This is a genomic window from Streptomyces sp. NPDC051173 (assembly GCF_040689515.1).
Lineage (GTDB): Bacteria > Actinomycetota > Actinomycetes > Streptomycetales > Streptomycetaceae > Streptomyces.
On record NZ_JBFBBD010000027.1, the window covers coordinates 23,778 to 36,002 of the forward strand.

Consider the following 12,225-nt stretch of genomic DNA (forward strand, 5'->3'; position numbering starts at 1 on the left):
AGCGGCCCGGGAGGCCGGGCCGGGCGTCAGCGCAGCAGTGCCTCGCGGTGGCGCTCACGGGACGCCTTCCGCCAGAGCTCCGGCAGCTCCCGCTCGTCGGCGGCCGCCCGCCGCTCCTCCCGGCCGTACAGGAGTCCGAGGGTGAAGGTGCTCTCCCCCGCCGCGTGGGCCTGGGCCGCCAGGGTGCGCAGGGCGGCGCGGGCCATGACGCTGTCCTGGTGGTCGCCGAGCAGGGTCTGTACGGACTTCATGTGTGCGGCGAACCGTTTCGCCGGCTTCCCGAGCGCCGGCTGCGCCGCCTCCGCGGCGTAGCGGGCGCGCTTGGCGGCCTTGCGGGCGTCGTGCAGGACGGTGTCGCGCTCCGGTCCCGGTCCGGTGGCCAGGGCGTGCTCGACGCGGGAGGCGAGGCGTCCGTAGTCGCGCAGGACGGCCGCGGCCAGCACCTCGCGGGGCGGCCGGGCGGCCGCGGGGCGCAGGGGCGGGTCGGCGAGCAGGGCGTCGAGGGTGTCGAGCAGGGTGAGGTAGCGGTCGCTGTCGAGGAGCGCGGCGAGGCGCTTGCGGGAGCCCTTGCGGCGGCCCGCCGCGGCCACGCGGAGCCGGGCGGCGACGGGCCCGAGCACGAGCGTGCCGGCCACCTCGGCGAGCCGGTCCGCGAGGCGTTCGGCGAGCACCTCGCGGTCGCGGTCGACGCCGAGTTCGGCGGCGAGCCACTTCAGCTCGGCGCCGACGGGGTCGGTGACCTTCCGGTCGAGGACCTCGCCGTACGTCCGGAAGGCGCTGCGGAGCCGCCGGGTGGCGACCCTCATCTGGTGGACGGAGTCCTCGGCGCGGCCGCGGACGGCGGGGTCGAGGGCGAGGAGGGCGTCGGTCTGTTCGCGGGCGTACGCCAGGACGTGGTCGCCGGCGGTGAGTCTCTCCGGCCCCTTCCGTACGGCCCTCTTCCGTACGGCCTTCGGCGGCGCGGGGTCGGTCTCCGCCAGGGCGCGGGCCAGTTTGGAGGGGGCCTTCGAGGGGCGGAGCCCAGCCTTGCGCAGGCGCCGTTCGACGGTGTCGAGGAAAGCGGGATCGGTGCCCTCGCCGAGCTCCACCTCGACCTCCGTCCAGCGGGCGGAGCGGCCGTCCCGGGTGAGCCGGTCGGCGGTGACCGCGTCCTCGCTGGCTTCGGCGAGGAGGGTGCCGTCGTCGTCGAGGAGCAGGCGGACCGTGCGGCGGGAGACGATGCGGACCACCGGGGCGAGCTCGGCGTGGCGGATCCTGGAGCGCACGAGGTCGGTGAGTTCCCGTGGGACGGCCGGGCTCAGCGGCGCGCGGATCTCGTCGCGCACTCCGGGGCCGACGGGGAGTTTGAGGTGCCAGCCCGCGTCCTTCCCGCCGGTGCGGCGGCGGAGGGTGATGTGCGCGTCGGCGAGGCGACGGTCCTCGGTGTCGTAGTAGACGGCGTCGAGTTTCTGCGTCCCCTGGTCGGTGACGGTCGCCGCGACCCGGCTCAGGTCGGGCAGCCGGGCCCGCTTCGCGCCATGGCCTTCGTACTTCCGCTCGATCTCTCGCACGGTGTCCGCCATAGGGCGAATCTAGTCCGGGTCCGGCAGGATGTGCAGGGCAGGACGGGAGTCCGACCGAATTCGAACGCTCCGGGGCGCGTCCCGGCGGATCCCGCGCACGGAGGGCGTTCCCGCCGCAGGCGAGGACGGCCTGCGGCCGGGCAGGATCCACCGGTCACCGCTACGCGGAAACCGGTCTCTCGACCTTGATCGACTGAAGCAGGCCGATGGCGATCCACGCGGCGAACATCGAGGATCCCCCGTAGGAGACGAAGGGCAGCGGCAGCCCCGTCACCGGCATGATCCCCAGGGTCATGCCGATGTTCTCGAACGCCTGGAAGGCGAACCAGGCGATTATCCCGGCCGCGACGATCGCCCCGTAGAGCTCCGTCGTCTCGCGGGCGATCCGGCAGGCGCGCCAGAGCACGACACCGACGAGGAAGATGATCGCGCCCGCGCCGACGAAGCCCAGCTCCTCCCCCGCGACGGTGAAGATGAAGTCGGTCTGCTGCTCGGGCACGAACTGGCCGGTGGTCTGCGAGCCGTGGAAGAGCCCGGCGCCGGTGAGGCCGCCGGAACCGATGGCGATGCGGGCCTGGTTGGTGTTGTAGCCGACGCCGGAGGGGTCGAGGGCGGGGTTGGCGAAGGCGGCGAAGCGGTTGATCTGGTACGCGTCCAGCACGCCGAGCTGCCAGATGAGGACGCAGCCGAGGACGCCCGCGCCGAGCAGGCCGGCGATCCAGCGGTGGGAGGCGCCGGAGGCGAGCAGTACGGCGAGGACGATCACGGCCAGCACCATCACGGAGCCGAGGTCGGGCATCAGGAGGATGACCAGGACCGGCAGGGCGGCGAGGCCGAGTGCCTGGACGACGGTGCGGTGGTCGGGTTGCGACTTCTCGCCCCCGTCGACCTTGGCGGCCAGCAGCATCGCCATGCCGAGCGTGATGGTGATCTTGGTGAACTCGGAGGGCTGGATGGAGAAGCCGCCGCCCAGCTGGATCCAGGAGCGGGCGCCGTTGATGGTCGCGCCCAGCGGGGTGAGCACGGCGGCGGTGAGCAGCACGGAGACGCCGTAGAGGAGGGGGACGGCGCCGCGCAGGGCGCGGTGGCCGACCCAGACCGCGCCGATGGCGAGGCCGAGTCCGATGCCGGTGTTGAGGATGTTGCGGAGCAGGAAGTAGTACGGGTCGCCGTGGGTGAGCTGCTTGCGCCCGCGGGTGGCGGAGTAGACCAGCAGCGTGCTGATGCCCGAGAGGGCGAGCGCGGCGAGCAGCATGACCCAGTCGAGGCGGCGCACGACCGAGTCGCGGGCGGTGAGCGTGCCCCAGATGCCGCGCTCGGGGGCGTAGCGGCGGATCTTGTATCCGCCGGTGGTGGTCATTGCTGCTGGTCCTCCTTCCGGGCGGGCGGCGGGGAGGGCATGTCGATCTTCCGGGCCTCGATCGTGCCGTCCTTCTCGATCCTGGGGAGCCCGCTCTCGGGGTGCGGCAGCAGGGCCTTGCCGGGGTCGATCTTTCCCTTGTCGTCGACGCCGTAGAGGGCGTTGTAGATGTTGCGCACGGCGGGGCCGGAGGCGCCGGAGCCGGTGCCGCCCTGGGAGATCGTCATGACGACGGTGTAGTCCTGCGTGTACGTCGCGAACCACGAGGTGGTCTGCTTGCCGTAGACCTCGGCGGTGCCGGTCTTGGCGTGCATCGGGACGTCCTTCTGCGGCCAGCCCTCGAAGCGCCAGGCGGCGCTGCCCTGGGTGGCGACGCCGGCGAGCGCGGCGTCGAGCTGGTCGCGGGTCTTCCCCTCGAACGGCAGCTTGCCGTGGGCCGTGGGCGCGATCTCCTGGACGTGCTTGCCGTCGGCGCTGACGATGGCCTTGCCGATGGTGGGGTTGTAGAGCGTGCCGCCGTTGCTGATGCCCGCGTAGATGGTGGCCATCTGGATGGGCGTGACGAGGGTGTCGCCCTGGCCGATGGAGTAGTTGACGGAGTCACCGGCGCGCATCCGCATGCCGGACTCGCAGTTCTCCTTGGCGATCTTCGCGGCGTAGTCGTCGCTGCTGCCGCTCTGCTTGCACCAGGCGTCCTTGTTGGCCTCCCAGTAGCTCTTCTTCCACTCGCGGTCCGGGACCCGGCCCTTGACCTCGTTGGGGAGGTCGATGCCGGTCTCCTTGCCGAGGCCGAAGTCGTGGGCGGTGCGGTAGAACCAGTCCGCCGGGTGCTTGGGGTTGTTGCCGCCGTCCTTCTGCCACTGGCGGTAGGCCAGGTCGTAGAAGACGGTGTCGCAGGAGACCTCCAGCGCCCGGCCGAGGTTGATCGGGCCGTAGCCCTTGGACTCGAAGTTCTTGAAGACCTGGTTGCCGATGCTGTACGAGCTGGAGCAGTTGTAGTTGTCGTTGAAGGCGTATCCGGCCTTGACGGCGGCGGTGGCGGAGATGACCTTGAAGATCGAGCCGGGTGCCGCCTGGCCCTGGATGGCCCGGTTGAGCAGGGGGTAGTCCGAGTCCTTGCCGGTGAGCTGCTTGTAGTCCTTGGCGGAGATGCCGCCGACCCAGGCGTTGGGGTCGTAGGTGGGGTTGGAGGCCATGGCGACGACGCGGCCGGTCCTGGACTCCATCACCACGACGGCGCCCGCGTCGGCCTTGTAGTTGACGCCGGTGTTGCGGTCGAGCTCCTTGCGGGCGTCCTTCATCGCCTGGTCCAGCTCCCGTTCCGCTATGGCCTGCACGCGGGCGTCGATGCTGGTGACGATGTTGGCGCCGGGCACGGCCTTGTCGCTCTTGGCCTTGCCGATGACGCGGCCGAGGTTGTCGACCTCGTAGCGGGTGACGCCCGCCTTGCCGCGCAGCTGGGTGTCGTACTGCCGCTCGAGGCCGGAGCGGCCGACCTGGTCGGAGCGGAGCAGCGGGGCGGAGCCGGACTTGGTCTTGCTGATCTCGTCGTCGGTGACGGGCGAGAGATAGCCGAGCACCTGGGCGGTGTTGGAGCCGCCGGGCCCGGCGTAGCGGCGTACGGCCGTGGGTTCGGCGGTGACGCCGGGGAAGTCCTCGGCGCGCTCGCGGATCTGCAGGGCCTGCTGGGTGGTGGCCTGGTCGGTGATGGGGATGGGCTGATAGGGCGAGCCGGCCCAGCAGGGCTTGGGGGTCTTGGCGTCGCACAGCCGCACCTTGGCGGCGACGTCCTCGGGCCTGAGGCCGAGGACACCGGCGAGCCGGGCGAGTACGGCCTTGCCGCGGTCGGGCATCTTCAGCAGGTCGGTGCGGTTGGCGGAGACCACGAGGCGGGTCTCGTTGTCGGCGAGGGGCACGCCGCGGGCGTCCAGTATCGAGCCGCGGGTGGCGGGGGCGACGACCTGCTGGATGTGGTTGTCGGCGGCCTCGGCGGTGTACTGGTCGCCGTTGCGGATCTGGAGGTACCAGAGGCGGCCGCCGAGGGTGAGCAGGAGGGAGACGACGAGGATCTGGATGGTGATGAGGCGGATGGTGACGCGGGAAGTGCGCCCGCTCTCGGGAATGTTGCTCATGCTGCCCCCTCGTTCCCTGCGTTCCCCTCATTCATCGGTCCGGGATCACCGCCGGCCGCCTCGGCGGCCGTCTCCTCGCATGCCCCCTCGGCCGCGGTGCCGGGCTTGCCGGAAGAGTGCCGTGTCACAGCCGCCGGACCCCCTTGAGGCGGCCCTGCCGGCGGACCGGCCTGCCGAAGAGGCCGCCGCGCTGGCCGCCGAGGCGGGAGAAGGCGCCCTCGCCGCCGCCGGCCAGGGTCGCCGGGCCACCCTCGCCCGCGAGCGGGTCGTTCTCGGTGCGGCGGGCGAGCGCCATGATCAGCGGCACGGTGAAGGGGGCCAGCAGCAGGTCGTAGAGCGTCGCGGTGAGGACCAGGCCGCTCAGCCCGACGTTCCGGGCCGCGGTGTCGCCGACGAGCGAGCCCACGCCCGCGTAGAGCAGGGTGGAGCCGATGGCCGCGGCGACGACGACGAGCATGGGGACGGTGGCCGAGCGCACTCTCCCGCTCTCCGGCTTGACCAGGCCGACGAGATAGCCGATCACGCACAGCACCAGGGCGTACCGCCCGGTGGCGTGGTCGGCGGGCGGCGCGAGGTCGGCGAGGAGACCGGCCCCGAAGCCGATGAGGGCGCCGCTGGTGTGCCCGTAGACGAGCGTGAGGCCGACGACGACGAGGAGCATCAGGTCGGGGACGGCGCCGGGGAGATGGAGCCGGGCGAGAACGGTCACCTGGACGACGAGGGCGATCACGACGAGCGCCGACGAGAGCAGGATCCGGTTGATGCGCATCGCTTCAGTCCTGGGGTTTGGCGCTCGCGGAGGGGGTGGCCGTCACGGTCACCGTGGGCGTGGGCTTGGGAGCTTCCGGTTTCGGCGGCAGGACCGTGTCGCGCGGATCGGTGCGGGGCTCCTCGACGACGACGCCGACGATGTCGAGCCTGCTGTAGCCGACGAAGGGCCGGACCTGGACGGTGCGGGTCAGGCTGCCGCCCGCGGGCTCGACGCGGGTGACCTCGCCGACGGGGACGCCGGGCACGAACGGCTTGTTCCTGCTGGAGCCGAAGGTGACGAGGCGGTCGCCCTCGTGAACGCCGGCCTTGCCGTTGAGGAGTTCGACGCGCAGGGAGCGGTCGCCCTGGCCGGTGGCGAAGCCGAGCTCGCCGGACTTCTCCATGCGGGTGCCGACGGTGAACTTCGGGTCGGTCGCGAGCAGGACGGTGGCGGTGGACCGGGAGACGGTGGTGACCCGGCCGACGAGGCCGTCGCCGTTGAGCACGGTCATGTCGCGGTGGATGCCGTCGTCGCTGCCCGCGTCGATGGTGACCGTCCAGGAGAAGCCCTGGGCGGCTCCTATGGCGATGACCTGGGCGCCCTTGATGCCGTACTGCCCGCGGCCCGCGGTCTTGAGCATCGCGTCGAGCTCGCGGGCGCGGCCGCGGTTGCGGTCGTTGCTGCCGAGGCGCTGCTTGAGGGTGGCGTTCTCCCGCTCCAGCTGGGCGATGCGGCTGTGCCGGCCGCCCGAGTCCCGTACGGCCGCGATGGCGTTGCCGACCGGGTCCACGGCGTCGGCGACCCCGGCCTCCACCGGCCCGAAGGCCGACGCGGCGGCGTGCCGGACGCCGTCGAGCGGGGACTGTTCGCCACCGCGGATGTCCACCGTGATCAGTGCGAACGCGACGGCGACCAGCAGCACCAGTAGCAGCCGGCTCTCTCGTGTGTCCCTCACGTGCGGCGGCGTGCCCTTCTCGTCGGACCGGTCGGCTGCGGGTCCGGGCCGGTCATCGGAAGCGTTCTGCCTGTATATCAGGTTGTTTACCGGCAGCGGGTACAGCCGGGCGCACCCTCGCGCCGCCCTGACACGGGCGGCCGCGAGAACCGGCCGGACCGATGGATCTCAGCCCGGCCGGTCACCCGTCACCTGCGAGGCTGGGCGTCCAGCACCTGCTGGAGCGCCTCGAACTCCTCGACACACTTGCCGGAGCCCAGGGCGACGGAGTCCAGCGGGTCCTCGGCGATGTGGATCGGCATCCCGGTCTCCCGGCGCAGCCGCTCGTCGAGGCCGCGCAGGAGAGCGCCGCCGCCCGTGAGAACGATCCCGCGGTCCATCACGTCACCCGACAGCTCGGGCGGGCACTTGTCGAGGGTGGTCTTGACCGCGTCGACGATGGAGTTGACCGGCTCCTCGATGGCCTTGCGGACCTCGGCCGCCGAGATGACCACCGTCTTGGGCAGCCCGCTGACGAGGTCGCGGCCGCGGATCTCGGTGTGCTCGTCCTGCTCGAGGTCGTAGGCCGAGCCGATGGTGATCTTGATCTGTTCGGCGGTGCGCTCACCGAGGAGGAGGCTGTACTCCTTCTTGATGTGCTGGATGATCGCGTTGTCGAGCTCGTCGCCCGCGACCCGGATGGACTGCGCCGTGACGATTCCGCCGAGGGAGATCACCGCGACCTCGGTGGTGCCGCCGCCGATGTCGACGACCATGTTGCCGGTGGCCTCGTGCACGGGGAGGCCGGAGCCGATCGCGGCGGCCATCGGCTCCTCGATGATGTGCACCTGACGGGCACCGGCCTGGGTGGACGCCTCGATCACGGCGCGGCGCTCGACCCCGGTGATACCGGAGGGCACACAGACCACGACGCGCGGGCGGGCCATCCAGCGCCGCTTGTGGATCTTGAGGATGAAGTAACGGAGCATCCGCTCCGTGATCTCGAAGTCCGCGATCACCCCGTCCTTGAGCGGACGCACGGCGACGATGTTGCCCGGGGTCCGGCCGATCATCTTCTTCGCCTCGGCACCCACCGCGAGGATGCCGCCGGTGTTGGTGTTGATGGCTACGACGGACGGCTCGTTGAGGACGATTCCGCGGCCTCTGACGTACACCAGCGTGTTGGCGGTCCCGAGGTCGACAGCCATGTCACGGCCGATGAACGACATGTTGTTCCCCATGAGGATACGTCTGGCCTTCCCAGCTGGAGCGAATGCTTACTTGAGGTCGGCAGGGTGTGCGGTGCGCTGCGGGGCGCGGAGGCTTCATCGTAGTCTCGACCGGTCGTACGCGGCGCGAGGGTTCCTCCGCCATTGTCGGCGGAACGCGAGCCCGCCCCAGTAATGGTGACGTCGTGTCGGAGTGAGAGGTTCCCTCCTTCGCCGCGCATATGCCAGGGGGCGGCCGAAAAGAAATCGGCCGCCCCTGATCAGAATGCGTGCGTCACTGACGAACTATCAGGCGAGGCCCGGAAAGAAAATCTTGATTTCCCGCTGTGCGGACTCCTCGGAGTCCGAGGCGTGGATGAGGTTCTCGCGCGTGATGGTGCCGAAGTCACCACGGATGGAGCCCGGGGCGGCCGAGATCGGGTCGGTCGGGCCGGCCAGCGCGCGCACGCCCTCGATCACACGCTCCCCCTCGACCACGAGGGCCACGACGGGCCCGGAGGACATGAACTGCATCAGCGGCTCGTAGAAGTCGCGGCCGACGTGCTCGGCGTAGTGCTGCTCCAGCGTGCCCCGGTCCAGGGTGCGCAGCTCCAGCGCGCTGATCGTCCAGTTCGCCTTGCGCTCGATCCGGCCGATGATCTCGCCGGTCAGGCCGCGCCGCACGGCGTCGGGCTTGAGGAGGACGAGGGTGCGCTGGCTCATATTGCGGCTCCTTGCGGGCGGGACAACAGTGCCGCGAGGGTATCGCGGATCTTGGGGCCCCGAGATCGGGGGCGGCCTCCGGGGCCGGGCCCGGCCTGGGCCCGGCCTGGCCGGGCTTAGACCGGGCTAGACCGGGTCCGCCGCCGTCTGGTCCGCCGCTTCGCGTGCGAAGCGCGCCTTCGCCTCGTCGATCTTGCCGCCGAAGTGGACCGACACCCACCACAGCACGCCGAAGACGACGCCCAGGATGAACATCATCGGGACGACGAGGCCGCTGAGGACCAGCGCGCCCTGCAGCAGCCAGCCGAGCTGGACGCCGCCGGGCCGCCCGAGCATCCCGCACAGCAGGACGCTCAGCACCATGGCCGTTCCGCTGACGGCCCACACCGTGCCGGTGGAGACGTCGGACGTCTGCATGGCGACCAGACCGGCGAACCCGATGATGAAGAATTCACCGATCAGAGTGCTGGAGCAGAGCATGCGCATGGTCAGTCCCTCCCGAGGAGCAGCCGGGCCTCGCCGACCGTGAGCACGGAGCCGGTCACCAGGACGCCCGCGCCGGAGAACTCGCCCTCTTCCTCCGCGAGGGTGATGGCCGCCTCCAGGGCGTCGTCGAGCCGGGGCTCGACCTGCACGCGCTCGGCGCCGAAGACCTCGACCGCGATGCCGGCCAGCTCGTCGGGGTCCATGGAGCGGGCGGTGGAGTTCCGGGTCACCACGACCTCGGCGAAGATCGGTTCGAAGGCTTCCAGGAGCCCCCGGACGTCCTTGTCGGCGCTGGCGCCGACCACGCCGACGAGGCGGCTGAAACCGAACGCCTCGGTGACGGCCTCGGCCGCGGCGGCCGCGCCCGCGGGGTTGTGCGCGGCGTCCAGCACCACGGTGGGGCTGCGGCGCACGACCTCCAGCCGGCCCGGCGAGGTGACGGCGGCGAAGGCGCGGCGGACGGTGTCGATGTCGAGCGTGCGGGCGTGCTCCGAGCCGATGCCGAAGAACGCCTCGACGGCGGCGAGGGCGACCGCGGCGTTGTGCGCCTGGTGGGCGCCGTACAGCGGCAGGAAGACGTCCGGATACTCGCCGCCCAGGCCGCGCAGCGTCAGCAGCTGGCCGCCGACGGCGACCTCGCGGGAGACGACGCCGAACTCCATGCCCTCGCGGGCGACCGTCGCGTCGGCCTCGACCGAGCGCTTGAGGAGGACCTGCGCGGCGTCGACGGGCTGCTGGGCGAGGACGACGGTGGCGCCCTGCTTGACGATCCCGGACTTCTCCCCGGCGATCTCACCGGGGGTGGTGCCGAGCCGGTCTGTGTGGTCCAGCGAAATGGGGGTGACGACCGCGACCGTGCCGTCGACGACATTGGTGGCGTCCCAGGTGCCGCCCATGCCGACCTCGACGACCGCCACGTCGACGGGGGCGTCCGCGAAGGCCGCGAAGGCCATGGCGGTGATCACCTCGAAGAAGGACAGCCTGTGCTCTTCGCGGTCGTCGACCATCTGCACGTACGGCTGGATGTCGCGGTACGTCTCGATGAAGCGCTCGGCGTCGATGGGGGCGCCGTCCAGGCTGATCCGCTCGGTGACGGACTGGACGTGCGGGCTCGTGTAGCGGCCGGTGCGCAGGTCGAAGGCGCCCAGCAGCGCCTCGATCATGCGGGCGGTGCTGGTCTTGCCGTTGGTGCCGGTGATGTGGATGGCGGGGTACGCGCGCTGCGGCTGGCCCAGGATGTCCATCAGCGCCTCGACGCGGCGCAGCGACGGGTCGAGCTTGGTCTCGGGCCAGCGGCCGGCCAGCTCGGTCTCCACCTCGCGCAGCGCCCGGTCGACCTCGGGGTCGGCGGGGCGGGAGGGCACGCCGTCGCCCTGCGGCGGCCCGCCCTGGGCGCGCAGGGTGCGGCTGCCGGCCTCGATCACGGCGAGGTCGGGGGTGGGGGTCCCCCCTGCTCGAGCGGAGTCGAGAGCTTGGGGGAGGTCGGTCTCGGCATCGACAATCTCGGCGAAGCGGTCGTCCTCGCCGGGGCCGGTGTCGTCGTTCTCGTCGTTCAGGGGGCGCTCGCTCACGCGGTCCAGTCTACGGAGCCGCACTGACAGCGCGGCCATCAGGCACCGGCGGCCAGCGCCGCGCTCATCATGGCCTTGGCCACCGGGGCGGCGAGTCCGTTGCCGCTGACGTCCGAGCGGGCGGCGTCGCTGTCGGCGATCACCACGGCGACGGCGACCTGCTTGCCCTGGCTGTTCTGCGCGTAGGAGACGAACCACGCGTAGGGCGTGCCGCTGTTGTCGACGCCGTGCTGCGCGGTGCCCGTCTTGCCGCCGACGGTCAGGCCGTCGATCCGGGCGTTGCTGCCGGTGCCCTGCTCGACGACGGTCTGCATGGCGGACTTCAGCTGCCGCGCGGTGTCGGCGGACATCGCCTGGGCGTACTGCTTCGGGTCGTGCTTCTCCAGGACGCCGGAGCTGCCGTCGGTGACGCGGTCGACGAGGCGGGGCGTCATCAGCTTGCCGCCGTTGGCGATGGCCGAGGAGACCATGGCCATCTGGAGCGGGGTGGCCTGGTCGTTGAACTGGCCGATGCCGGACAGCGCGGTCTGCGCGGCGTTCATGTCGGTCGGGTAGAGGCTCTTGGCGGCGCGTACGGGCGTGTCGATCTTGCCGTCGTTGAAGCCGAACTTCTCCGCCTGCTGCGCGACCTTCTGCGCGCCGAGCCGCTCGGCGAGGTGTCCGAAGACGTTGTTGCACGAGTACTGGAGCGCCGTGCGGATGCTGGCGTTCGTGCAGGGGGCGCTGGTGTTCTCGTTGGGCAGGTAGGTGCGGGTGCCCGGCAGGAGGTACGGGTCGGGGCTGTCGGTGGCCTCGTCGACGGAGGAGTAGAGGCCGTTCTCCAGAGCGGCCGCCGCGACGACGAGCTTGAAGGTCGAGCCCGGCGGATAGGTCTGGCGCAGCGCGCGGTTGACGGTCGGCTGCTGCTTGTCCTTCTCCAGCGACTCCCACGCCTTCTGGTCGGCGCCGCCGGATCCGGCGAAGCGCCCGGGGTCGTACGAGGGGGTGCTGGCCATGCCGAGGATCGCCCCGGTGGCGGGGTCGAGGGCAATGGCTGCGCCGGTCTTGTCGCCGAGGCCCTCGAAGGCGGCCTTCTGCACGGCCGGGTCGATCGTGGTGATGACGTCGCCGGGGTCGGGCTGCTTGTTGGTGATGGCGTCGGAGGGGCTGCGCAGCCGGTCGTCCTCACCGGTGAGGACGGATTTGTAGAGGCTCTCCAGCTGGGTGTCGCCGTAGATCTGCGAGGAGAAGCCGGTGACCGGCGCGTAGAGCTCGCCGTCGGTGTAGGTGCGCTTGTACTTCAGGTCGCCGCCGGTGGCCGTGGAGCCGGTGAGGAGCTTGCCTCCGGCGAGGATGTTGCCGAGCGGCCGGGAGTGCGCCGCTATCGCCTGTCGCGGGTTGTGGGGGTTGCCGTCGAGGCTGCCCGCCTGGGCCGCCTGTATCCAGGTGGCCCGTACGAGCACGGCGAGGACGAGCAGCAGGGAGAAGACGGCGACGTGCCGGACGGGCTTGTTCATTG

Annotated in this window: 10 protein-coding genes; all 10 read right to left on the minus strand. The window is 71.4% G+C overall.

The genetic code is table 11. The features are described 5' to 3' along the window. Window positions 1-26: 26 nt before the first annotated feature. Window positions 27-1,562, minus strand: coding sequence for a CYTH and CHAD domain-containing protein (locus tag AB0435_RS16790; RefSeq protein ID WP_366427306.1), 1,536 nt, complete (start codon window positions 1,560-1,562; stop codon window positions 27-29). Window positions 1,563-1,722: 160 nt separating this feature from the next. Next, window positions 1,723-2,922 carry a rod shape-determining protein RodA gene (gene rodA, locus AB0435_RS16795; protein WP_366006222.1) on the minus strand — a complete coding sequence of 400 codons (1,200 nt, stop codon included), beginning with the start codon at window positions 2,920-2,922 and terminating at the stop codon, window positions 1,723-1,725. Continuing rightward, the gene (gene mrdA / locus AB0435_RS16800) at window positions 2,919-5,054 is read right to left on the minus strand and encodes a penicillin-binding protein 2 (protein WP_366006223.1); all 2,136 of its coding nucleotides are present in this window, start codon (window positions 5,052-5,054) and stop codon (window positions 2,919-2,921) included. Before mrdA ends, rodA begins: the two co-directional genes overlap by 4 nt. Window positions 5,055-5,178: 124 nt before the next feature. Next, on the minus strand, window positions 5,179-5,823 hold the full coding sequence (gene mreD / locus AB0435_RS16805; RefSeq protein WP_366006224.1) for a rod shape-determining protein MreD: 645 nt from the start codon (window positions 5,821-5,823) through the stop codon (window positions 5,179-5,181). 4 nt (window positions 5,824-5,827) lie between these two features. Further along, a complete protein-coding gene (gene mreC / locus AB0435_RS16810) occupies window positions 5,828-6,760 on the minus strand; it encodes a rod shape-determining protein MreC (protein WP_366427307.1) in 933 nt (310 codons plus the stop codon). Between the two features lie 188 nt (window positions 6,761-6,948). Further along, window positions 6,949-7,968, minus strand: a complete 1,020-nt coding sequence (locus tag AB0435_RS16815) for a rod shape-determining protein (protein ID WP_004950903.1) — start codon at window positions 7,966-7,968, stop codon at window positions 6,949-6,951. A 288-nt stretch (window positions 7,969-8,256) separates the two neighbouring features. Then, window positions 8,257-8,670 (minus strand): nucleoside-diphosphate kinase, encoded by a 414-nt coding sequence (ndk, locus tag AB0435_RS16820; RefSeq protein ID WP_366006226.1) that lies wholly within the window; start codon window positions 8,668-8,670, stop codon window positions 8,257-8,259. Between the two features lie 126 nt (window positions 8,671-8,796). After that, the gene (locus AB0435_RS16825; protein WP_366006227.1) at window positions 8,797-9,156 is read right to left on the minus strand and encodes a DUF4233 domain-containing protein; all 360 of its coding nucleotides are present in this window, start codon (window positions 9,154-9,156) and stop codon (window positions 8,797-8,799) included. 2 nt (window positions 9,157-9,158) lie between these two features. Further along, window positions 9,159-10,727, minus strand: coding sequence for a Mur ligase family protein (locus AB0435_RS16830; protein WP_366427308.1), 1,569 nt, complete (start codon window positions 10,725-10,727; stop codon window positions 9,159-9,161). Between the two features lie 38 nt (window positions 10,728-10,765). Beyond that, window positions 10,766-12,223 carry a penicillin-binding protein 2 gene (locus tag AB0435_RS16835; RefSeq protein WP_366427309.1) on the minus strand — a complete coding sequence of 486 codons (1,458 nt, stop codon included), beginning with the start codon at window positions 12,221-12,223 and terminating at the stop codon, window positions 10,766-10,768. Window positions 12,224-12,225: the final 2 nt, after the last annotated feature.

Excerpts from the sequence above, each read along its gene's own strand:
- AB0435_RS16790 (WP_366427306.1), bottom strand. The coding sequence starts at position 1,562 with ATGGCGGACACCGTGCGAGAGATCGAGCGGAAGTACGAAGGCCATGGC.
- rodA (WP_366006222.1), bottom strand. The coding sequence starts at position 2,922 with ATGACCACCACCGGCGGATACAAGATCCGCCGCTACGCCCCCGAGCGC.
- mrdA (WP_366006223.1), bottom strand. The coding sequence starts at position 5,054 with ATGAGCAACATTCCCGAGAGCGGGCGCACTTCCCGCGTCACCATCCGC.
- mreD (WP_366006224.1), bottom strand. The coding sequence starts at position 5,823 with ATGCGCATCAACCGGATCCTGCTCTCGTCGGCGCTCGTCGTGATCGCC.
- AB0435_RS16815 (WP_004950903.1), bottom strand. The coding sequence starts at position 7,968 with ATGTCGTTCATCGGCCGTGACATGGCTGTCGACCTCGGGACCGCCAAC.
- ndk (WP_366006226.1), bottom strand. The coding sequence starts at position 8,670 with ATGAGCCAGCGCACCCTCGTCCTCCTCAAGCCCGACGCCGTGCGGCGC.
- AB0435_RS16825 (WP_366006227.1), bottom strand. The coding sequence starts at position 9,156 with ATGCGCATGCTCTGCTCCAGCACTCTGATCGGTGAATTCTTCATCATC.
- AB0435_RS16835 (WP_366427309.1), bottom strand. The coding sequence starts at position 12,223 with ATGAACAAGCCCGTCCGGCACGTCGCCGTCTTCTCCCTGCTGCTCGTC.